Origin of the sequence: Hephaestia caeni (assembly GCF_003550065.1) — a bacterium.
GTDB classification, from domain to species: domain Bacteria; phylum Pseudomonadota; class Alphaproteobacteria; order Sphingomonadales; family Sphingomonadaceae; genus Sphingomonas; species Sphingomonas caeni_A.
In genome coordinates this window covers 1,768,079-1,789,413 of the sequence record NZ_QXDC01000002.1, presented here as the reverse complement: position 1 = coordinate 1,789,413, position 21,335 = coordinate 1,768,079, and the positions used below count along the sequence as shown (strand labels likewise).

General features: G+C 67.3%; 22 protein-coding genes. 7 read left to right on the top strand and 15 right to left on the bottom strand.

Features of this window, described 5'->3' with window-relative positions:
• Nucleotides 1–68: 68 nt before the first annotated feature.
• The 7 genes from DFR49_RS08325 to aroQ form a co-directional block, all read right to left on the bottom strand.
• Nucleotides 69–1,301, bottom strand: coding sequence for an MFS transporter (locus tag DFR49_RS08325; RefSeq protein ID WP_119035131.1), 1,233 nt, complete (start codon nt 1,299–1,301; stop codon nt 69–71).
• Between the two features lie 63 nt (nt 1,302–1,364).
• Complete coding sequence (locus DFR49_RS08320; RefSeq protein WP_119035130.1) at nt 1,365–1,787, bottom strand: DUF2231 domain-containing protein; 423 nt, start codon at nt 1,785–1,787, stop codon at nt 1,365–1,367.
• A gap of 7 nt (nt 1,788–1,794) precedes the next feature.
• Nucleotides 1,795–2,139 (bottom strand): hypothetical protein, encoded by a 345-nt coding sequence (locus DFR49_RS08315; RefSeq protein ID WP_119035129.1) that lies wholly within the window; start codon nt 2,137–2,139, stop codon nt 1,795–1,797.
• A 263-nt stretch (nt 2,140–2,402) separates the two neighbouring features.
• Nucleotides 2,403–3,107: an RNA polymerase sigma factor gene (locus DFR49_RS08310; protein WP_119035128.1), complete on the bottom strand. Its 705-nt coding sequence runs from the start codon at nt 3,105–3,107 to the stop codon at nt 2,403–2,405.
• A gap of 55 nt (nt 3,108–3,162) precedes the next feature.
• Complete coding sequence (accC, locus tag DFR49_RS08305; RefSeq protein WP_119035367.1) at nt 3,163–4,521, bottom strand: acetyl-CoA carboxylase biotin carboxylase subunit; 1,359 nt, start codon at nt 4,519–4,521, stop codon at nt 3,163–3,165.
• Between the two features lie 172 nt (nt 4,522–4,693).
• Nucleotides 4,694–5,173: an acetyl-CoA carboxylase biotin carboxyl carrier protein gene (gene accB, locus DFR49_RS08300; RefSeq protein ID WP_119035127.1), complete on the bottom strand. Its 480-nt coding sequence runs from the start codon at nt 5,171–5,173 to the stop codon at nt 4,694–4,696.
• Between the two features lie 33 nt (nt 5,174–5,206).
• Nucleotides 5,207–5,641 (bottom strand): type II 3-dehydroquinate dehydratase, encoded by a 435-nt coding sequence (gene aroQ / locus DFR49_RS08295; RefSeq protein ID WP_119035126.1) that lies wholly within the window; start codon nt 5,639–5,641, stop codon nt 5,207–5,209.
• A 197-nt stretch (nt 5,642–5,838) separates the two neighbouring features.
• On the opposite strand from aroQ, the gene thiS reads away from it, so the two are divergent.
• The 3 genes from thiS to DFR49_RS08280 all read left to right on the top strand — a co-directional run bounded on the left by thiS (nt 5,839) and on the right by DFR49_RS08280 (nt 7,979).
• Nucleotides 5,839–6,870, top strand: a complete 1,032-nt coding sequence (thiS, locus tag DFR49_RS08290; RefSeq protein ID WP_170150963.1) for a sulfur carrier protein ThiS — start codon at nt 5,839–5,841, stop codon at nt 6,868–6,870.
• Between the two features lie 57 nt (nt 6,871–6,927).
• Nucleotides 6,928–7,710: an alpha/beta hydrolase gene (locus tag DFR49_RS08285; RefSeq protein WP_119035124.1), complete on the top strand. Its 783-nt coding sequence runs from the start codon at nt 6,928–6,930 to the stop codon at nt 7,708–7,710.
• 98 nt (nt 7,711–7,808) lie between these two features.
• Nucleotides 7,809–7,979, top strand: coding sequence for a CsbD family protein (locus DFR49_RS08280; protein ID WP_119035123.1), 171 nt, complete (start codon nt 7,809–7,811; stop codon nt 7,977–7,979).
• Nucleotides 7,980–8,090: 111 nt separating this feature from the next.
• On the opposite strand, the gene DFR49_RS08275 is transcribed toward DFR49_RS08280, so the two are convergent.
• Nucleotides 8,091–8,843 carry an EF-hand domain-containing protein gene (locus DFR49_RS08275; RefSeq protein ID WP_119035122.1) on the bottom strand — a complete coding sequence of 251 codons (753 nt, stop codon included), beginning with the start codon at nt 8,841–8,843 and terminating at the stop codon, nt 8,091–8,093.
• 109 nt (nt 8,844–8,952) lie between these two features.
• Nucleotides 8,953–10,596: a thiamine pyrophosphate-binding protein gene (locus DFR49_RS08270; RefSeq protein ID WP_119035121.1), complete on the bottom strand. Its 1,644-nt coding sequence runs from the start codon at nt 10,594–10,596 to the stop codon at nt 8,953–8,955.
• A 126-nt stretch (nt 10,597–10,722) separates the two neighbouring features.
• On the opposite strand from DFR49_RS08270, the gene DFR49_RS08265 reads away from it, so the two are divergent.
• Nucleotides 10,723–11,637: an SMP-30/gluconolactonase/LRE family protein gene (locus DFR49_RS08265; protein ID WP_119035120.1), complete on the top strand. Its 915-nt coding sequence runs from the start codon at nt 10,723–10,725 to the stop codon at nt 11,635–11,637.
• Nucleotides 11,638–11,642: 5 nt separating this feature from the next.
• Here DFR49_RS08265 and DFR49_RS08260 read toward each other — a convergent pair whose 3' ends face one another.
• Nucleotides 11,643–11,852 carry a hypothetical protein gene (locus tag DFR49_RS08260; protein WP_119035119.1) on the bottom strand — a complete coding sequence of 70 codons (210 nt, stop codon included), beginning with the start codon at nt 11,850–11,852 and terminating at the stop codon, nt 11,643–11,645.
• A gap of 121 nt (nt 11,853–11,973) precedes the next feature.
• Here DFR49_RS08260 and DFR49_RS08255 point away from each other — a divergent pair, with 121 nt between their 5' ends.
• From DFR49_RS08255 to DFR49_RS08245, 3 genes are read left to right on the top strand one after another with little or no spacing between them, the layout of a single operon-like run.
• Nucleotides 11,974–12,681 carry a CoA transferase subunit A gene (locus DFR49_RS08255; protein ID WP_119035366.1) on the top strand — a complete coding sequence of 236 codons (708 nt, stop codon included), beginning with the start codon at nt 11,974–11,976 and terminating at the stop codon, nt 12,679–12,681.
• Nucleotides 12,678–13,727, top strand: a complete 1,050-nt coding sequence (locus tag DFR49_RS08250) for an HAD family acid phosphatase (protein ID WP_245968295.1) — start codon at nt 12,678–12,680, stop codon at nt 13,725–13,727. Before DFR49_RS08255 ends, DFR49_RS08250 begins: the two co-directional genes overlap by 4 nt.
• Nucleotides 13,727–14,377, top strand: coding sequence for a 3-oxoacid CoA-transferase subunit B (locus DFR49_RS08245; protein ID WP_119035118.1), 651 nt, complete (start codon nt 13,727–13,729; stop codon nt 14,375–14,377). Before DFR49_RS08250 ends, DFR49_RS08245 begins: the two co-directional genes overlap by 1 nt.
• 441 nt (nt 14,378–14,818) lie before the next feature.
• Here DFR49_RS08245 and abc-f read toward each other — a convergent pair whose 3' ends face one another.
• The 5 genes from abc-f to lnt form a co-directional block, all read right to left on the bottom strand.
• Entirely contained in the window at nt 14,819–16,681 is a 1,863-nt protein-coding gene (gene abc-f / locus DFR49_RS08240; RefSeq protein ID WP_119035117.1) for a ribosomal protection-like ABC-F family protein, read from the bottom strand.
• A gap of 4 nt (nt 16,682–16,685) precedes the next feature.
• Nucleotides 16,686–17,366: a tRNA (guanine(46)-N(7))-methyltransferase TrmB gene (gene trmB, locus DFR49_RS08235; RefSeq protein WP_119035116.1), complete on the bottom strand. Its 681-nt coding sequence runs from the start codon at nt 17,364–17,366 to the stop codon at nt 16,686–16,688.
• A 48-nt stretch (nt 17,367–17,414) separates the two neighbouring features.
• On the bottom strand, nt 17,415–18,398 hold the full coding sequence (locus tag DFR49_RS08230) for a hypothetical protein (protein WP_119035115.1): 984 nt from the start codon (nt 18,396–18,398) through the stop codon (nt 17,415–17,417).
• A 68-nt stretch (nt 18,399–18,466) separates the two neighbouring features.
• Nucleotides 18,467–19,675: a methionine adenosyltransferase gene (metK, locus tag DFR49_RS08225; RefSeq protein ID WP_119035114.1), complete on the bottom strand. Its 1,209-nt coding sequence runs from the start codon at nt 19,673–19,675 to the stop codon at nt 18,467–18,469.
• A 69-nt stretch (nt 19,676–19,744) separates the two neighbouring features.
• Nucleotides 19,745–21,304 carry an apolipoprotein N-acyltransferase gene (gene lnt, locus DFR49_RS08220; protein ID WP_119035113.1) on the bottom strand — a complete coding sequence of 520 codons (1,560 nt, stop codon included), beginning with the start codon at nt 21,302–21,304 and terminating at the stop codon, nt 19,745–19,747.
• Between the last annotated feature and the right edge of the window lie 31 nt (nt 21,305–21,335).

The following is a 21,335-nucleotide window of genomic DNA, read 5'->3' as shown; positions in this document are numbered from 1 at the left end:
CATGGGAGGTGGGGTGGGGGAGCGGGCCGATGCCGCAATGCGCCGAAAGGCGCATCCCCAACGGACCCTCACCCCTCACGCGCTGCTTCGGCGGTGAAATCGACGTCGGTCCGCTCGGGGCCGAACGCCGTCCATACTGCGATCAGCACTGCCATCGCGCCGCCGAACAGCGCCAGCGCGAGCCCGTAATCGCCGCCGTGGCTGTCGGCGATATCGGCCTGGAATACGGCATTGCGCGACATGATCAGATTGCCGAGCTGGTAAGCGACACCGGGAAACATCGCCCGCACGGCGCCTGGCGACAGTTCGTTGAGGTGCACGGGCACGATGCCCCACGCGCCCTGCACCGCGACCTGCATCAGGAACGCGCCCGCGCCCAGCAATAGCGGGGTCGCGGTGAACGCCCAGAGCGGCAGCACCGGCAGCGCGAGCAGGCACGCATAGATAATCGCGCGCCGCCGCCCGATCGTCTCGGACCAGATCCCGAAGCCGATCCCGCCGACGATCGCGCCGACATTCATGATCGCGGTCAGCGTGCCGGTCAGCCGGGTGTCGAAATGGTGCTGCTGCTGGAGGAAGGTCGGGTAGAGATCCTGCGTGCCGTGGCTGAACGCGTTGAACGCCGCCATCAGCACGATCATGTAGAGCGCGATCTTCCAGTGCCGCGCGAGTTCCGCAAAGGCGTTGACGCGCGGCTTGCCTCTCGATGCCTCGAAGGCGGGGCTTTCCTCGACATGCATGCGGATCAGGAGGACGAGGATCGCGGGCGCGATCCCGACCATGAACATGCCGCGCCAGCCGATCAAGTCGAACAGCAGGAAATAGACGAGGCTGGCGAGGAAATAGCCCGAGGGGTAGCCGCTCTGGAGCAATCCCGACACAGGCCCGCGCAGCTTCGCGGGGATCGTTTCCATCACCAGGCTTGCGCCAATGCCCCATTCGCCGCCCATCGCAAAACCGAACAGCGTGCGCAGGATCAGCAGCGCGACCAGCGAGGGCGCGAAGGCCGAGGCGAAGGAAAACAGTGAAAACAGCGTGACGTCGATCATCAGGATCGGCCGCCGCCCGAACTTGTCGGCGAGCAGGCCGAAGAACAGCGCCCCGAACGGTCGCGCCGCGAGCGTCAGGAAAATCGCGACCGACACCGCCTTGATGTCGGTGCCGAACTCGGTCGCGATCGCCGAGAGCATGAACACCATCAGGAAGAAATCGAACGCGTCGAGCGTCCAGCCGAGATAGCTCGCCCAGATGGCGGCCCGCTGCGGCTTGGAAAGCGCTTTGAGGTCGGCGATCAGCGTCATGCGATTGTCCCCTGCGTCGGCAGGGGCCACGAAATACGCTGATCGCGCCGCACGCGCTACCCGTCAGCGCGTGACGCCCGCGCCGTGGCGGTAGACGAGATCGCCGCCCTGCCAGGCGCCGCCGAGCAACGCGATTCCCCCCGCGAAGCCGCAAAGCGCGGGTAACAGCACCGGTCCGTCACCGGGGCTAAAGCCGTCGCTGCGCCACACGAAGGTGATCGCGTAGAGCAGCCACGCGGTCGCCATCAGCGCGATGTGGCGCATCGCGGCGGGCACGAGGCGTTCCTCGAGGGCGGCAAAATCGATCGCCCCGGCCGCCATCGTCACCAGCGCGATCGTGACGCCCACGCCGATCGCGAGCCAGGCGATCGGGCGCGCGCCCGCCACCCCGGCGAGCGTCAGCGCGTCGCACAGGCTTCCCGCTATCCAGAAGGCGATCGGGAAATGGACCAGCATCGGGTGCAGCGGGTGGCCGATCAGCCGCATCGCGGCCTCAGGCGATCCCGAAGGCGGTGGAGGCGAGCAGGACGAACCCGATCACCGCGACCGCGGCGTGGACCACCACCACCGGTTTGGGGGCCGGGGCTTTGCGCAGATGGAACGAGGCGAGAAAGAACCCGCCCAGCGCGGCGACCAGCAGGATGATGAGCGCGAGCGACGCATGGCCACCCGCTCCACCGAGCACCGCCACCAGCGTAAGTACCAACCCGGTGGCGCCCAGCGCGGCATGGACCAGCGACAGCGCCCAGGGCGCGAGCCGGCCGCGCAGCACCGATGCGGCGAGAACCAGGCCGCCGACGGCCGCGACGGCAAAAGCGATGACTGCATAAACGAGCATGACGTCTTCTCCCCTGGGAATTCGCCGATTGGATGGCGGCGGCGGGGGAAAGGTTCCCGTTGGTGTTGTCGAGTTTGATCCACTTCGTGAAAGCCGCCCTCCGGCCCGGCCACCCATTCAGTATACTGCCGTTGGGAGGCGTAGTGGGGGAGTGGGTCGGGCGCGTCACCCGATTCAGCGTCGCCGAATCGGGCTCTAGCCGGAGGCGGCACCGGCCTTGGGGGGCGCGGGCCGGTGTCGCCTCCTTGGGCGTGGGGCCGACCCTAACGCCCTACGCCTACACCGTCTTCGTCGAGCCGCGCGAGCACCGTGGCGGTGATCCGCGCGCAGGCCGGGCCGAGGAACGAGAATGCCTCGGCGATCGTCGCGCGCAGCCGGTCGTCGATCGCGGCACGCATCTGCCGCCGCGCGCGATGGAGCCGCGTCTTGACGGTCGCCGCCGGGATGCTGAGCGCGGCGGCGGTCTCCTCGATCGAGCGGCCGTCGACGTCGCGCAGCATGAACACCAGCCGGAACGGTTCGGACAGGTCGTCGATCGCGGTCTCGATCATCCGCCGCAGATGCGCCGATTCGGCCGCTGCTTCGGGCGAGGCGAAGCCGCGCGGGGCGGGGAAGGCGATGATCGCCGCGCCGGCTTCCTGCGCGCGCTCGATCTGGTCGAGCCCCACCGTCGGGCGCCGCTTGCGCAACCGGCCGCGGGCTTCGTTGACGACGATCCGGGTCAGCCAGGTCATGATATCGGCGTCGCCGCGAAACCCGCCGATCGCCTTGAACGCGCGCAGATAGCTTTCCTGGAGGACATCCTCGGCCTCGCTGTCGTTGCCCACCACGCTGCGGGCGACGCGGAACAGCCGCTGGTTGCCCCGCGTCATGATCGTGGAGAAGGCATCGCGATCGCCGCCGCGCGCGCGACGCAGCAGATCGTCGTCGGGGCGAGGGGTGGCCGGGGCGTGGTGTGCGATCGTCATGATCACATTAGATGCGGGTCGCCCCGCGAAAGTTCCCGGCGGCGGTTGCGTCGGTCTATTCCGTGGCCTGCTGGCGAGCGAGCCATTCCTCGAGCCATTTGATCGTATAGTCGCCGCGCTGGAATTCGGGATCGTCGAGCAGCGCCTGATGCAGGGGAATCGTGGTCTTCATCCCCTCGATCACGAATTCCTCCAACGCACGCTTCAGCCGCATCAGGCAGCGTTCGCGCGTGGTGCCGTAGACGATCAGCTTGGCGATCATGCTGTCGTAATAGGGCGGCACCCTGTAGCCGGTGTAGAGCCCGCTATCGACGCGGACGTGCATCCCGCCCGGCGCGTGGAATTGCGTGACGGTGCCCGGCGACGGCGCGAAGCTGCGCGGGTCTTCGGCGTTGATCCGGCATTCGATCGCATGGCCCTCGAAGCGGACCTCATCCTGCGTGCAGGTCAGCCCTCTGCCCTCGGCGACGCGGATCTGTTCGCGCACCAGATCGAGCCCGGTGATCATCTCGGTGATCGGATGCTCGACCTGGAGCCGGGTGTTCATCTCGATGAAGTAGAATTCGCCGTCTTCCCACAGGAACTCGATCGTCCCCGCGCCGCGATAGCCCATGTCGGCCATCGCCCTGGCGACGATGCCGCCCATCCGGTCGCGCTCGGCGCGGCTCAGGATCGGCGAGGGCGCTTCTTCGAGCACCTTCTGGTGGCGGCGCTGGAGCGAGCAGTCGCGCTCGCCCAGATGGATCGCCTTGCCCTCGCCGTCGCCGAAGATCTGGAATTCGATGTGGCGCGGATTGCCGAGATATTTCTCCATATAGACGGTGGCATCGCCGAACGCGGCCTTGGCCTCGCTCCCGGCCTGGCTCATAAGCGTTTCGAGGCTGTCCTCGCCCGGCACCACCTTCATGCCGCGCCCGCCGCCGCCCGAGGCGGCCTTGATCAGCACCGGATAGCCGATCTCGCGCGCGAGGCGCTTGGCCTCGTCGACATCGGTGATCGCGCCGTCGGAACCCGGCACCAGCGGCAGGCCGAGTGCGCCCGCGGTGCGCTTCGCCTCCACCTTGTCGCCCATGATGCGGATATGCTCGGGCTTGGGGCCGACGAAGATCAGGTCGTGCGCCTCGACGATCTCGGCGAACTTGGCGTTTTCGCTGAGGAACCCGTAGCCCGGATGGATCGCGTCGGCGCCCGAGATTTCGGCCGCGGAAATGATGTTCGGAATGTTGAGGTACGAATCGGTCGCGCTCGGCGGGCCGATGCACACCGCCTCGTCGGCCAGCCGGACGTGCATCGCGTCGGCATCGGCGGTCGAATGCACCGCGACCGTCTTGATCCCCATTTCGTGGCACGCGCGATGGATACGCAGCGCGATCTCACCACGATTGGCGATCAGCAGTTTCTTGATTTCACGCATGGACGTATTTCCCATGAGCACGCCATTCCCTCGGTTCGCCCTGAGCTTGTCGAAGGGCCGTTCTGAGCGCCTGCCTTGGGCGGGCTATCGAAGGGGCCGCTCTTGGCTTCAAGAAAAAGCGGGGCTTCGACAGGCTCCGCCCGAACGGTTGAGGAAACGCTGCCAAAACTTCTTATTCAACCACGACCAGCGGCTGATCGAACTCGACCGGCTGGCCGTTCTCGACCAGCACCGCCTTCACGACGCCCGCCGATGGCGCGACGATCGGGTTCATGACCTTCATCGCCTCGACGATCACCAGCGTGTCGCCGGCGGCAACCGTCTGCCCGACGCTCGAAAACGGCTTCGCGCCCGGCTCGCTGGCCAGATAGACGGTGCCGACCATCGGCGAGCGGACGGCGTTGGCGTGAACCGCGACGGCCGGCGCCTCGGCCACCGGCGCAGCGGCGGCAGGCGCGACGGCGGGCGGGGGCGTGGCGGGCGCCGCGGCGTATTGCACCGGCGCGGTCGCAGCGGCGGTGCGCGCGATCCGCACCTTACGATCGCCGTCCTCGACTTCGATCTCGGTCAGTCCTGTCGCGTCGAGCATTTCGGCGAGCTGGCGCACCAGATCGACGTCGACGCGCATGTGATTGTCTTTGCTATCGGTCATTTGGACCCTTTTCCCTGTCAAGCGCGCCTCCTGTCAGAGTCGCGCCGCGGCTTCAAGCGCGAGCGTGTACGACATCGCGCCGAACCCGGCCACCGTCCCCCTGGCGGCGCGGCCGACATAGCTGACGTGCCGAAACGCCTCGCGGGCATGCGGATTCGACAGATGCACCTCGATCACCGGCGTGGTGATCGCCTTGATCGCGTCGTAGAGCGCGATCGAGCTATGCGTGTAGGCGCCGGGGTTGATGATCACCGCCCTGGCGCCCTTGGCCTGCGCCTCGTGCAGCCAATCGACGAGATGCCCCTCGTGGTTCGATTGCCGCATGTCGATCGTGCAATCGAGCGCGCGCGCGCGATCCTCGAGCTGCCCGGCGATATCGTCGAGCGTGTCGTGGCCGTAGACCTCGGGCTCGCGCAGGCCCAGCAGGTTGAGGTTGGGGCCGTTCAGGACGAAGATCGTGTCGGGCATGGGAGCCTATCGGTTGCGGACGCTGTCTGTCGCTCCCTATATGAACGAGGCGCGCTATCATAGCGGCGACATATCCCTTTCCGTTCGCCCCGACCCCGGACCTATTGCCGAGGGAAGGGCCGATCTTCTTCATTCGGGACTGGAAGAAGGCAGGGGCGGGGCTTTGGTTCAGCCCGAACGGACATCGAGGATCGATCGTGCACAGCGACGGAATGATCAGCATCACGCTCAATGGCGAGCCGCAACGCGTCGCGGCCGGGCTCAGCCTTGCCGGTCTCGCGACGGAACTGGGGCTGGCGCCTGAAAAGGTCGCGGTCGAGCGCAATCGCGAGATCGTGCCGCGCTCGACGCTTGCCGAGGTCGCCATCGAGCAAGGCGACGAGATCGAGATCGTCCATTTCGTCGGTGGTGGCGACCATCCGGTCGCGGGAGGCGGCGGCGATCATGCCCGGCCGGTGGCCGAAGACACCTGGTCGGTCGCGGGCAAGACTTTCCGATCACGGCTGATCGTCGGCACCGGAAAATACAAGGATTTCGCGCAGAACGCCGCCGCGCTCGAAGCGTCAGGCGCCGAAATCGTCACCGTCGCGGTGCGCCGCGTCAACGTCAGCGATCGCAACGCGCCGATGCTGACAGACTTCATCGATCCGAAGAAGATCACCTATCTGCCCAACACCGCCGGCTGCTTCACCGCCGAGGACGCGATCCGCACGCTCCGGCTGGCGCGTGAGGCGGGGGGCTGGGATCTGGTCAAGCTCGAGGTGCTGGGCGAGGCGCGGTCGCTTTATCCCGACATGGTCGAAACGCTGCGCGCGACCGAGATTCTGGCGAACGAAGGCTTCAAGCCGATGGTCTATTGCGTCGACGATCCGATCGCGGCGAAGCGGCTGGAGGATGCGGGCGCGGTCGCGATCATGCCGCTGGGCGCGCCGATCGGCTCGGGGCTCGGCATCCAGAACCGGATCACGATCCGGCTGATCGTCGAGGGTGCGGGCGTGCCGGTGCTCGTCGATGCCGGCGTCGGCACCGCCTCGGATGCGGCGGTGGCGATGGAATTGGGGTGCGACGGCGTGTTGATGAACACCGCGATCGCCGAGGCGAAAGACCCGGTGATGATGGCCGGTGCGATGAAGGCGGCGGTCGAGGCCGGGCGGCTCGCCTGGCGCGCGGGCCGGATGGGGGTTCGCCGCTACGCCGATCCGTCGAGTCCGCTCGCCGGGCTGATCTGATCTTGTATCGGCGCGGCGGCTGCCCCAAGCTGCCGGCTTGAAACAGGAGAGCCGCACATGATCCGTCCCCTGCTCGCCGCCGGGCTGCTCGCGCTCGCCGCCGGCTGCCAGAACCAGCCCGCCGAGACGGCGGCCGCGAACAACGCCGCCGCTGCCGAACCAGCGATCAAGCCCGCCGTCGTCTGGCTCCAGTCGGCGGACAAGAAATCGATCCGCGGTGATTTCTACGAGGCCGACCACGCCAAGGCGCTGATCCTGCTGTTCCACCAGGCGGGATCGAGCAAGGGGGAATATGCCACGATCGCGCCGAAGCTCGTCGCGGCGGGCTATTCGGCGCTAGCGATCGATGCGCGCGCGGGTGGCGACATGTACGGCCATAACGAGACGGTCGAACGGATGGGCGGCTCGAAACCCTATGAGGAGGCGATCGACGATCTCGACGGCGCGGTGCGCTGGGCACGGCCGATCGGGCTGCCGGTGGTGCTGTGGGGCAGCAGCTATTCGGCCTCGCTCGTGATCCCCGTCGCGAGCAGCTATCCCGAATTGGTCAAGGCGGTGCTGTCGTTCTCGCCGGGCGAATATATGCGGGACAAGCATTCGGTCGGCCGCGCGGCGCAATATCTGCCGCAGCCGATTTTCATCACCTCGGCCAACGATCCCAAGGAGATCGCGGCCGCCCAGGCGATCGCCGCGCGCGTGCCGGACGATCGGGCGACCTTCTTCACGCCCCCCGACGGCGCGATCCACGGTTCCTCGACGCTGATCGAGGCCAAGGACCCCACGGGCGCCGCGCCGACCTGGCAGGCGGTGATGGATTTCCTCAAAAAGACAGTTGGTTAAGCTCGCTCACGGAACCGCGACCGGCCCTCGCGGGTTCCTTCTCCAGACGCGTTTGGCGGTCGGTGATCGATCGCCGCGCTTGTGCAGGAGTAAGGATCATGGGTGAACTCACCGACAAGATCAAAGGCAATATCAACGAGGCGATCGGCAAGGCCAAGCAGCAGAGCAACGATCCCAAGAAGCGCGACGAAGGCGCGAAGCAGGAAGGCAAGGGCAAGGCGCAGCAATTCATCGGCAAGGTGAAAGGCGCGCTCGGCGACGATATCTGAGGCGGCCTTAGCGGCTGAACATGCTGGACAATGAGGCCGTTCCGGGCAACCGGGGCGGCCTTTATTGCGGCGGCGACGTCGCGAGCGGCGATCTTCGAGGCGACGGACGGCTTATGGCGTACGGAGGCGAGCCAGATCGGCGAGCGCTACCGTACCATTTTCGTCAGGGTGGTTCGTTACGACGATTGCGTGGGCCATCAGGCCGACTCCCGCCGAAGCGTCGGGCGCGCCCGCCCGGGCGCGATCGGCGGCAAGGTGCGCAGCCAACTCCGCCTCGCCGATCCGTCCGTCGCGGTTCGCGTCGGCGGCGACAACTGCGGGTGACACCGTGACGGACACCGAGGTTCCACGCGCCAGTTCAGCCGCCGTCAACGTACCGTTACGATCCGTGTCGAGCCGCGCGAACAGCGCGTCGCGCGTTTCGTTCGGCACGGAGGGCATCGTGTTCGTCAACTCGATCACGATCGTGTCCGACGCGGGCGACGCGTCGTCTGCACCGGAAAATTCGGCCGCGTCGATGTCGCCGTCGTGGTTGGCGTCCATCCAGTCGAACGCGGCGGTCACGCGTGGGTCGATCGCGGCCTTCGCCGGCGCCACCAGCGCTATGGTGGCAATCGCCGAAAACAGGGCGGCGCCCGCCAAGGTCAAGGTCGGGCGACGACGAAGATGATGGGTCAGCATGGCGAACTCCTTCCAGCGTGGGGGTGCCCGATCCGTGGCGGCGATATGTCCAGCGATGAACCCGCGCAGCACCTTGCTCGCCGAAACGCCGTTCGCGGCGCAGGTTGCCATGAAGGCGGTCTTGGTCTCGTGCGAGACGCGGACTTCGAGCGTTTCGGTCTTCTTGGGTTCGCGGTCGGTCATGGTCGCTTCGGTTGTCGAGCCTCACAATGCTGCGCGGAGCCGAAGGGCGATTGCTACAAATGATGTGTCGTGACGCCAGTGGAATCTTGTCCGGACATGCGCCGGGGTGTCAGCGCCCGCGTATCTGGTCGATCGTCGTGCCCGCCGTGATGACCTCCACGTCGGTCTTGAGGTGGAGCAATCGCACGCCGGCCTCCGCCATTGCCCGATCGAGCGCGGGGGCGAAATCCTCGGTGCGCTCCACCGTCTCGGCCCAGCAGCCATAAGCGCGCGCCAGCGCCGCGAAATCGGGGTTGTTCAGCGTCGTGCCCGATAGCCGCCCGGGAAACTCGCGTTCCTGATGCATGCGGATCGTGCCGTAGGCGCCGTTGTCGACCACGATCACCAGCATCTCGGCGCCGTGCGCGACGGCGGTCGCCAGTTCCTGCCCGTTCATCAGGAAGCAGCCGTCGCCCGCCAGTGCGACTACTTGCCGGTCCTTGTGGCGCAGCGCGGCGGCGGTCGCGGCGGGGACGCCGTATCCCATCGCGCCGGCGGTGGGGGCGAGCTGGCAGACCGGGCCCGCATAGTGCCAATAGCGGTGCCACCAGCCCGAATAATTGCCCGCGCCGTTGCAGATGATGGTGTCGGCGGGTAGCCGCTCGCGCATCGCGGCGACGCACGGGCCAAGGTCCATCGCGACGCCTTTGCGCGGGGCGGGCGTTGACCAGGCCAGCCATTCGCGATGCGCCTCGGCGCCCGCCGCCAGCGGTTCGCGCTCGATCGCATGTACGTCCTCGGCGAATTCGGCCATGTTCGCGCAGATCGCGAGATCGGTGCGATACGTCATCCCCAGTTCGGCGGGGTCGGGGTGGACGTGGACGAGGGCTTGCCCGGGATGCTCGGGCGTGATCAGCGTATAGCCGTCGGTGGTCGCCTCGCCGAGCCGCGCGCCGACGACGAGCAGCAGATCGGCGTCGCGGAGGCGCGCGGCGAGTTTCGGGTTGGGGCCGTAGCCCAGATTGCCGGCATAGACCGGGTAGTGGTTCGCCACCGCATCCTGCCGCCGGAACGCCGCCGCCACCGGAATACCCGTCTTGGCCGCCCAGCCCGCGAAGTCGTGCGCGGCATCGCCGTTCCAGTCGGCGCCGCCGATGATCGCCACCGGCCGCTCGGCGCGATCGAGCATGGCGGAGAGTTCGCCCATCGCGATCGGATCGCACGCCTGCGTGGGCGCCTCGACACGCGGTCGGTCGGCCACGTCGACCTGGTCGAGCAGCATATCCTCCGGCAACGCCAGCACCACCGGCCCCGGCCGTCCGCTCATCGCCGTCGCGTAAGCGCGCGCGACATATTCGGGGATGCGGCGTGCATCGTCGATCCGCGCCACCCATTTGGCGATTGGGGTAAACATCGCCTCGAAATTGATTTCCTGAAACGCCTCGCGGTCGCGCGTCGCGCGATCGACATCGCCGACGAACAGGATCATCGGCCGCGAATCCTGCCGCGCGACATGCACCCCGATCGCGGCATTGGTGGCGCCCGGCCCGCGCGTCGCAAACGCGATCCCCGGCCGCCCCGTCATCGTTCCGTCGGCACACGCCATGAAGCCGACCCCGCCTTCCTGCCGGCACACGACAAGATCGATCGCGGGCGTATCGTGGAGCGCGTCGAGCACGGCGAGGAAGCTTTCCCCCGGCACGGTGAAGATGCGGTCGCACCCCTGCGCGACGAGATTGTCCACCAGAATGCGCCCGCCGGTCCGTGTGTTCACGCGATGTCTCCCTGTCGCCTTTCATAACGTCATTCGTGCGCCCGCGGGAACCCATCGCGCGCGCTTGCTTCGCCGCGGCGAGCATGATTGGGTGCGGCCAAAATTACGCAGGAAGGGGATGATGCCATGAGCCAGCTCTCGACGATCGCCACGGGCCTGCGCTTTCCCGAAGGCCCGGTCGCGATGCCCGACGGCAGCGTGATCGTGGTCGAGATCGCCGCCGGCCGCATCACCCGCGTCCGCCCCGATGGCAGTAAAGAGACCGTGGCCGAACCCGGCGGCGGCCCCAACGGGCTCGCGATCGGCCCCGACGGCAAGCTCTATTGCTGCAACAACGGCGGTTTCGGCTGGATCGAGGCGGATGGGTTGCTGATTCCGCACGGCACCGCCGCCGATTATACCGGCGGGTCGATCCAGCGCATCGATATCGCCAGCGGTGCGGTCGAGACGCTCTATACCGAGGCCGCCGGCACGCCCCTGTGCGGCCCCAACGACATCGTCTTCGATGCGCATGGCGGCTTCTGGTTCACCGATCACGGCAAGACGCACCCGCGCTCGCGCGACATCACCGGCGTGTTTTATGCGCGGGCCGACGGCAGCGCGTGCCGCGAGGTGATCTTCCCGCTCGAAAATCCCAACGGCATCGGCCTCTCACCCGACGGCACGCGGCTCTATGTCGCCGAGACCTATACCGCCAAATTGTGGGCGTTCGACGTGATCGGCCCCGGCGAGATCGCCGTCGGACAGGGGCTGTCGGGCGCGGGCGGCGCGTTCCTGTACGGCGCGGGCGGCTATACCTATTTCGATTCGTTGGGTGTTGAGCAGGGGGGCAATATCTGCGTCGCGACGCTGGGCGCGAGCGGGATCAGCGTCGTCGCGCCCGATGGCGGCCTCGTCGATTTCGTGGCCACCGACGATCCCTTCACCACCAACATCGCCTGGGGCGGTGAGGATCGGGCGACGGCGTTCATCACGCTATCGGCGACCGGCCGCCTTGCGACGATGCGCTGGCCGCGACCGGGGCTCGACCTCGTTTTCTGATCCGGTCAATTCATCGCATTGGCGAGAACGGCCAGATCCTGGTCGGTCACGGGTTGCCCCAGCGCGTCGGTGGCGTTGGTCGCATCGCTGGCGTTGCTCACGGGCGGCGGTGGCGGCGCCTTGTTGGCTTCGGCGACATCGATCGCGGTCCAGATGATGCCCGCCGCCCAGAGCAATGCCACCCAGCGGCTGCGAAAGATTCGGGCCGAAAACATGGTCCCGGCCCTAATCGGGTCGATGTTGCGGGCGCATTTCGGGATGCGGTTAACGCCGCCGTCATTGACCACGCGCCGCCGTGCCGCTTATGCCCCGGCCGACAATCCCGGAGGACTCGCGATGAAGAAGCTCTATCCCGACGCCAAGGCCGCGCTCGACGGCGTGCTGTTCGACGGGATGATCGTATGCGCGGGCGGGTTCGGGCTGTGCGGCGTTCCCGAGCGGCTGATCGACGCGATCCAGGCCTCGGGCGTCAAGGATCTGACGATCGCCTCGAACAACGCGGGAATCGACAATGAAGGCCTCGGCAAGCTGCTGCGCAGCCGTCAGGTCAAGAAGATGATCAGTTCCTACGTCGGCGAGAACAAGGAGTTCGAGCGGCAGTTCCTCGCGGGCGAGCTGGAAGTTGAATTCTGCCCCCAGGGCACGCTTGCCGAGCGCTGCCGCGCGGGCGGGGCGGGCATCCCCGGTTTCTATACCAAGACGGGCGTCGGCACGCAGGTTGCCGAGGGCAAGGAAACCAAGGTGTTCGACGGCCAGGAATATGTCCTCGAACGCGGCATCCGCGCCGATCTGTCGATCATCAAGGGCTGGAAGGCAGATGAGGCGGGCAACCTCCTGTTCCGCAAGACCGCGCGCAACTTCAACCAGCCGATGGCGACCGCGGGCAAGGTCTGCATCGCCGAGGTCGAGGAAATCGTGCCCGTCGGCAGCCTCGATCCCGATCAGGTCCATCTGCCCGGCATCTACGTCAACCGGCTGATCCTGGGCGCGCCCTACGACAAGAAGATCGAGTTCGTCACCACACGCGAGCGGGCGGCGGCGTGAACCGCGCGGCGCCCCTGCTGGCGCTGGCGGCGGGTGCCACCCTGCTTCAGGGCTGCGTCGTGGCGGCGGTGCCCGTCGCGGCCGGCGCGGCGATCGCGCGCGAGCGCTTCATGCAGGGCGATCACGATGCGGACAAGCCGCTGCCCAAGCCGCCGGCGGGGGCGCTCACCTATCTCGGCCCGGTCGACGGCAAGGCCGCGACCGGCATGGTGATGGTGCCGCCGGGGATGCAATATCTCTACGGTTCGGGCGAAGCGGCGGCGGCGAGCCTCCAGGCCTATCGCGCGCTCGATACCTATCTGATGGCGCGCGCGTCCGATCGCAGCATCGGGCATCAGGTCAAATCGGTGGTGCTCGCGCCCGGCGCGACGCTCGATGCGCCCAAATTCGCCGATTGTGGCGAGAAACCGCTCGCGGTGGTGTTCGATATCGACGAGACGGCGGTGCTCAACCTGGGCTTCGAAGCCGATCAGGCGAAGCGCGGCGGCGAATATGATCAGCAGCGCTGGTTGCGCTGGGAACAGACGGGCGGCGGCAAGGTCGCGCCGGTGCCCGGCGTGCTCGATGCCGTCGAGATCGCGCGGCAGGCGGGCGTCAAGGTGGTCTTCAACTCGAACCGGGCGGTCGAAAACGCCGCCGCCACCGCCGCGATGCTCAAACAGGCGGGCTTCGGCGAGGTCGCTTACGGCGATACGCTGTGGCTCGCGAACGCGGGCGAGCACGGCAAGGATCGCCGTCGCTGGGCGATCTCGCAGCAATATTGCGTGATCGCGCAGGTCGGCGACCAGCTCGGCGATTTCACCGATCTGTTCAACGCGACCACCCCCGACGTCGCCGGTCGCCGCGCGATGGCATCGGGCAAGAATGTCGAATGGCTGTGGGGGCTGGGCTGGTTCCTGCTGCCCAACCCCATTTACGGCAGTGCGCTGAAGGGCTCGTTCAACGAGGTCTTCCCCAACGACAAGCAATGGACCGATCCGGCGGACGCGGCGCCCAGCCCCGTGCCGGCGCCGGTGTCCACCACCACCAACGGGAGTGTAAACTGATGGCCTGGACCCGCGACGAGATGGCGGCACGCGCCGCGAAGGAACTGCGCGACGGCTTCTACGTCAATCTCGGCATCGGCATCCCGACGCTGGTCGCCAACCACATTCCCGACGGTGTCGATGTCACGCTCCAGTCGGAGAACGGGATGCTCGGCATCGGCCCGTTTCCGTATCCGGACGAGGTCGATCCCGATCTGATCAACGCCGGCAAGCAGACCGTGAGCGAGCTTGACCGGACGGTCTATTTCAGCTCGGACCAGAGCTTCGCGATGATCCGCGGCGGGCATATCGATCTCGCGGTGCTCGGCGCGATGGAAGTGGCGCAGACGGGCGATCTCGCCAACTGGATGATTCCGGGGAAGATGATCAAGGGCATGGGCGGCGCGATGGATCTGGTCGCCGGCGTCAAGAAGATCATCGTCGTGATGGAGCACAATTCGAAGGCCGGTGACCCCAAGTTCATCCCCGAATGCACGCTGCCGCTGACCGGCCGGAACGTGGTCGACATGATCGTCACCGATCTCGCGGTCTTCCAGCGGCCCGATCATGACAGCCCCTTCCGCCTGATCGAACTCGCGCCCGGCGTGACCGAGGAGGAAATCGCGGCGAAGACGACGGCGCAATACGAGGTCGCGCTTCAGGCCGCTTGATTCCCGCGCCAGCGTCCCGTCACCCCGGACTAGTTCCGGGGTCCAACATGCCTCAGGCGTCGACGCCTGTGGAGGGTTGGATGCCGGAACAAGTCCGGCATGACGATGGGGGTTTTCGGTGAGTGTGTCGGGCGCGCCGGATATCCAGTTCTGTCGTCTGGCTGTATTGTATCAATAGCACACCTGGCTAGGATGGCGTCATGACGATGCTTTTCCTCGCGCTCGCCACATGCGCCTGCCCGAAAACCGTTGATCGATCGCGCGTCGCGCTCCTGCGGAAGCCGGAGCGCTGGCAAGCGCTACGCCGTCATCCCCGCGAAAGCGGGGACCCATCTCGTCACCGTGCTGCACGTGGAAGCCTCAGGAGATGGGTTTCCGCTTTCGCGGGAATGACAGGATAGATAGCGGGAATGACAGGGTAGATATCGGTGGGTGTAAACTTTACGCCGCCCCCTCGATCGCCTCGCTCGCCGTGAGCCAGTCCGCCTCGGCGGCATCGATCCGCTCCTGCACCGTCGCGCGGCGCTTCATCAGTTCGCCCATCGATTGTGCCGCGAGGTGCGCCGGCGCGCGCGCAGGATCGGCCATCGCTGCGTCGAGCGCGTCGCGCTGCCCCGTCAGCCGTGCTGCTTCCGCCTCCAACTCGCGGAGTTTCTTGCGCAGCGCCTTTTCGGCCTCGCGCGCCTCGGCGGCGGCGCGGCGGCTCTCCTTGCCGTTCGCCTTCTTGCCTTCGCCCTTGCCGTCCCCGGCGAGTACCTGCGCGATATAATCGTCGAGGCTGCCGTCGAATTCGCGCGCGGTGCCGTGATCGACCAGCACCAGCCGATCGGCGGTCATCTCCAGCATGTGGCGGTCGTGGCTCACCATCAGCACCGCGCCGGTATACTCGTTGAGCGCCTGCACCAGCGCCTCGCGCGCATCGACGTCGAGATGGTTGGTCGGCTCGTCGAGGATCAGGAGGTGCGGCGCGTCACGCGTGATCAGCGCCAGCGCCAGCCGCGCGCGCTCGCCGCCCGAAAGCTTGCCGACCTTGGTGGTCGCCTTGTCGCCGGAAAAGCCGAACCGGCCGAGCTGCGCACGCACGGCGGCCGGGCTCGCGCCCTTCATCACTCGCGTCATATGTTCGAGCGGGGTATCGCCGGTGTCGAGTTCCTCGACCTGATATTGGGTGAAATACCCCACCTTCATCTTGCCCGACGCCGCCATCGCGCCGTCCATCGGCGCAAGCTGCGCCGCGAGTAGCCGCGCCAGCGTGGTCTTGCCGTTGCCGTTGCGGCCGAGGAGCGCGATCCGGTCGTCGGGATCGAGCCGCAAATTGAGCCGCTTGAGGATCGGCGTCTCGCCGTATCCCACGCTTGCCATGTCGAGCGTGATCAGCGGCGGCCGCAACTCGCTTGGATTGGGAAAACCAAACGACAGCGATGGATCGTCGGCCAACTCGGCGATCGGCTGGAGCTTCGCCAGCGCCTTGGCGCGCGACTGCGCCTGTTTGGCGGTCGAGGCGCGCGCCGAATTGCGCGCGATATAATCCTGCAACTTGGCGCGCTGAACGTCCTGATTGGCCTTCGCGGCGGCGAGCTGCGCCATTCGTTCGGCGCGCTGGCGCTCGAACGAATCGTAGCCGCCGGGATAGAGCGTCAACTTGCCGCCTTGCAGGTGCAGGATGTGATCGACGACATTGTTGAGGAAATCGCGCTCGTGGCTGACGATCAGGATCGTTGCGCGATAGCTTTTGAGGAAGTCTTCAAGCCACATCACCGCTTCGAGATCGAGGTGGTTCGACGGCTCATCGAGCAGCAGCACGTCGGGCTGCGAGAACAGCAGCGCCGCCAGCGCCACACGCATCCGCCAGCCGCCCGAGAAACTGTCGAGCGGGCGTTGCTGCATCGCCTCGTCGAAGCCGAGCCCCACCAGGATGCGCGCGGCGCGGGCAGGGGCCGCATAAGCGTCGATCGCCAGCAGCCGCTCGTGGACCTCGGCAAGCCGGTGATGATCGTCGTGGCAGGTCTCGCTCTCGATCATCAGCGCGGCGCGCTCGGCATCGGCGGCGAGCACGGCCTCGAACGGCGTCGTCTCGCCCGCGGGGGCTTCCTGCGCGATATAGCCCAGCCGCGTGTCGCGCGGCATTTCGGCGGCGCCGTCATCGGGTTCGAGCAGCCCCGCGATCACGCGCACCAGCGTCGATTTGCCCGCGCCGTTGCGCCCGATCAGCCCGACGCGGCTCCCCGGCGGCAGCGCCGCGGTCGCGCGGTCGAGGATGACGCGCCCGCCGAGGCGGACAGTGATGCCGTTGATGTTGAGCATCGCCTCAGACCCGCCGATACCGGAAATACCAGACCTCATGCCCTTTCGCCCGCGCCTTGCGCTCGTAGCGCGTCTCGGGCCAATCGTCGGGGCGGGTCAGGAAGTCGTGCGGCGTCGCGGCCAGCCAGCGGAAATCGCGGCGGCGGTTCATCACCATCATCGACCAGCGGCAATAGGTCGGGTCGTCGGTGCCGAGGCGGAACTCGCAGCCGGGCTTGAGCTTCGCCGCGATTCTGTCGAGCGGTCCGTCGTTGATCATCCGGCGCTTGGCGTGGCGTGCCTTGGGCCAGGGATCGGGGTGGAGCAGATACAGCCGGTCGAGCGAGGCATCGGGCAGCCGTTCGAGCACCGTCAGCGCGTCGCCCATGTGCAGGCGGATATTCGCCAGCCCCCGGTCACGGATATGCCCCAGCGCGCCGACCACGCCGTTGAGGAACGGCTCGCAGCCGATGAACCCGGTGTCCGGTCGCGTCTCGGCTTGCGCCGCGAGATGCTCGCCCGAGCCAAAGCCGATCTCGAATTCCAGCGGGCGATCGTCGCCGAACAGCGCCCGTGCGTCGAGCGCACCGGTCTCGGATACCGCCACCTCGGGCAGCAGCTCCTCGACCAGCGCCGCCTGCCCGGCGCGCAACGCATGGCCCGATCGGCGGCCGTAGAGTCGGCGGATGGTGGTCGGATCGTTCATCGCGCTGTCGCCTAGGGCAGCGCGATGGTCGCTGGCAAGCCGGCGTCGTCAGGGCTTGCAAGGTTTGGCGGTGTCCGGATCCTTCGAATCGTATCGGCTGCCGATATATTTGTATTCGCTGCCGTTCCAGCGATCGACGCCGAAACAGGTGCCCGGCATCCCGATCATGACGTCGGGATAGCCGTCGGTTCCCCGCGCCTTGAGATAGATCGGAATGCCCGTCACCTGCATCATCTGCGCCCAGCCGCCGGGCGTCGCGCGCAGGATGGTGAATTCCTGGCCCGTATTGCCGTAGCACATGCCGCTGTCGGTAACGATCGCCTCGGGACGGCCGTCATGATTGAGATCCTTGATCTCGACGCTCTTCGCATCGGCCTCCGACAGTCCTTCGCAGCCCTTCCACACCGTGCCGCTGCGTGTCAGCCCGGCGGCGCGCATGATCGCATCCTGATCGGCCGCGGGAAGCGCAGCGAAGCTGACGGGTATTTTCCAGCCGTCGGTCGGATACCCACGCGCGCCGCGCGCCGCCGCCGGGTTGGCTGCCGGCGCCGCTTCGCTGGCCGATGCGCCGCCCGCGCCCGCGACGCACGGCGTCAGATAGGCGTAGGGCACATGGTGGCGCACGCCGGGGCAATTGCCGTTGCCCGGCTTGACCTCGATGTCGATCCAGCCGTCGGTGCGCGTCTTGTCGAAGCTGGCGATCGCGTCCTCGGCGATCATCCGCCCCCAGTGGCCGGCGTCGTTGCGCGTCAGGATCGCGTAATAGGCGCCCGGCTTGGCGTAGCAGCCCGGATCGACGTCGGCGATATGCGCCTCGGGCCGGCCGTCGCCGTTGAGGTCGGTGAAGGCGACGCGCGGGTTGACGGCGTGGCCGCAGCGATTCTGCGGATGGCCGCCGACAACCTTGAACCCCGCGGCGTCGATGAGCTGCATCGCCTCGGCGGGTGCCATCCTGGGCACGGGTGCAGCGGTTTGCGCCCACGCGGCGACCGGTATCGTCGCCAGTGATGCGGCAATCAGCGTTCGAAACATAAAAACCCCCCAGCGGCTTCTACGCTGGGGGGTTTTTAGCAGAAAGGCGCGCGATGCGCCAATCCGGATCAGGCGACGGCGGCCTTCAGCTTGTCGACCAGGTCGGTCCGCTCCCAGGTGAACAGATCGCCCTCGGGGGTGCGGCCGAAATGGCCGTAAGCGGCGGTCTTGGCATAGATCGGCGCGTTGAGGCCGAGGTGCTGGCGGATGCCCTTGGGGGTCAGCCGCACCAGCGTGGGCAGCACTTCCTCCAGCTTCGCTTCCGAAATCGTGCCGGTGCCGTGCGTGTCGACATAGACCGACAGCGGCTCGGCAATGCCGATCGCGTAGGAAAGCTGGATCGTGCAGCGCCGCGCGAGCCCCGCCGCGACGACGTTCTTCGCCAGATAACGCGCGACATAGGCGGCCGAGCGATCGACCTTGGTTGGGTCCTTGCCCGAAAACGCGCCGCCGCCGTGCGGGGCGGCGCCGCCATAGGTGTCGACGATGATCTTGCGCCCGGTGATGCCGGCGTCGCCGTCCGGCCCGCCGATCTCGAACAGCCCGGTCGGGTTGACGTAGATCGCCTTGTCTTCGGGCAGCCAGCCGTCGGGCAGCACGTCGGCGAACACACCCTTCACGTATTCGCGCAGCTTCTTCTGGCCTTCGTCGTTGCTCAGGCTCGCGCTGTGCTGGGTCGAGACGACCAGCGCGGTCGCGCGGACCGGCTTCTCGTTGGCATATTCGAGCGTCACCTGGCTCTTGGCGTCGGGCTCAAGGAACGGTGCCTTGCCCGAGTGGCGATCATCGGCCATCCGTTCGAGGATGCGGTGCGAATAATAGAGCGTCGCGGGCAGCAGATCGGGGGTCTCGTCCGAGGCATAGCCGAACATGATGCCCTGATCGCCGGCGCCTTCGTCCTTGTTGCCGCTTTCATCGACGCCCTGCGCGATGTGCGCCGATTGCGCGTGGAGGTTGTTCTGGAACTCGGCGGTCTTCCAGTGGAAGCCGGTCTGCTCGTAACCGATCCGCTTGACGGTGTCGCGCGCGACCTGCTCGATGCGGTCGCGGCCTTCCTGCGTCAGCACGCCGTGCTCGTCGATCAACTTGCGATCGGCGGAGCGGATTTCGCCCGACAGGATGATCTTCTGCGTCGTCACCATCGTCTCGCACGCGACGCGCGCCTCTGGATCGGTCGCCAGCAGCAGATCGACCACCGCATCGGAAATCTGGTCGGCGACCTTGTCGGGATGGCCCTCGGAGACGGATTCGGACGTGAAGATGTACGATGCGCGCATGAAACCCTCGGATATTTGCGGGAGAATTGGCGGCGCGAGCCGCATATAAAGCTTTCGTTATATGCGCATCTAGTGGCTGCGCCGGGCGATGGCAACGGCCAACGCGACGAGCAGCCCTGCGATCAAGCCAGCCATCCAGTTGCCGGCCCGCGAAAACAGCGTCGGCGGCAGCGGCAGCGGCATCGTGACCTCGATCGCCCCGGCCTGGTGCGGCGGCACCGTGCCGAGCAGTCGTCCGTCGGCGGCGATCACCGCCGAGATGCCGGTCGGGGTCGATCGCAGGATCGGCAGCCCTTCCTCGATCGCGCGCATCCGCGCCTGCGCCAGATGCTGCGGCGGCCCCCATGAACCGAACCAGGCATCGTTCGACGGGTTGAACAGGATCGCGGGGCGGTGTTCGGGATCGACCACCTGGCCTGAAAACACGATCTCGTAACACACCTGCCCGCCGACCGCGCCGAAGCCCGGCAGCGTGATGTTGAGCGGCCCCGGCCCGGGGCGGAAATCGACATCGCCGGGCACCAGCCGCGCCAGCCCGAGCGGCCCCAGGATCGATCGCAGGGGGAGGTATTCGCCGTAGGGCACCAGATGCGCCTTGTCGTAGCGGCCGCGAAGCTGCCCGCGCCCGTCGACCGCGAAGATCGAGTTGGTCGCCATCGTCAGCTTGTCCGAAGCATCGAAGATCAGCCCGTCGCCGCCGGTCAGCAGCACGTCCTTCGGCCCCAACCGTGCCGCGATCCGCATCCGCACGAAGGCAGGCGTGCTTTCCCAATAATATTGCGGCGGATAGCCGTCCTCGAGGAGATAGCCGAGCGCGCCTTCGGGCCACACGATCAGCCGCGGCACGGCGCCGGGCGTGCCGCTCAACCCCAGCAGCGCGCGGAAGCTCGTCTCGTCGTAATCAGCGCCCGCGCGCGCCTCGAGGCCCAAATTGGGCTGCACCACGCGCACGCGAGGCGTGGTGGGCGAGGGAATTGCGGCCGTTACCTGAAAATCGATGTTGACGAGCGCGATCGCGGCGGTCGCCACGGCGACGATCGCGGCCAATCGCCAGCGGCGCAGTGCAAGCAGCAGCAGCGCGCCTGCCGCCACGATCGTCAGCCCGGACAGCGCATAGGTGCCGATCCACGCGGTTGCCCGCGCGACCGGCAGCACCGCCACCCAGATCACGCCCAGCGGGTCCCAGGCATAGCCGGTGAACATGGTGCTGCGCAGATATTCGGTCGCGATCCACGCCGCGCCGGCGACGAGCGCAAACCGCGCATCGGGCCGCGCGGTGGCGTTGCCCACGGCGCGCGCGCTCGCGAATTTCCACGCCAGCCCCGCCGCGATCGCCGGATAGACCGCGAGATAGAGCGCGAGCGCGATCGGCGCCGCATAGCCCAGCCAGTGCGGCATCTTGTCCTGATAGGTGAAGGCGTGCTGGATCCAGTTGTCGTTGACGCTGAAATGCCCGACCCCGAACGCCCAGCCGCGCCACAACGCTTGTTTGAGGCTCGCCGCATCATGGACCAGCCATAGCCACGCCGCGACCGCGATCAGCGTCACCGGCCACCAGTCGAGCGGCGCGAATCCGGTCGCCGCCGCCGCACCGAGCAGCAGCGCAACAAGGGAGGCGAACCGGCTCATCGGGCCGCTATCGCGTGAAACGGGCGGGTGG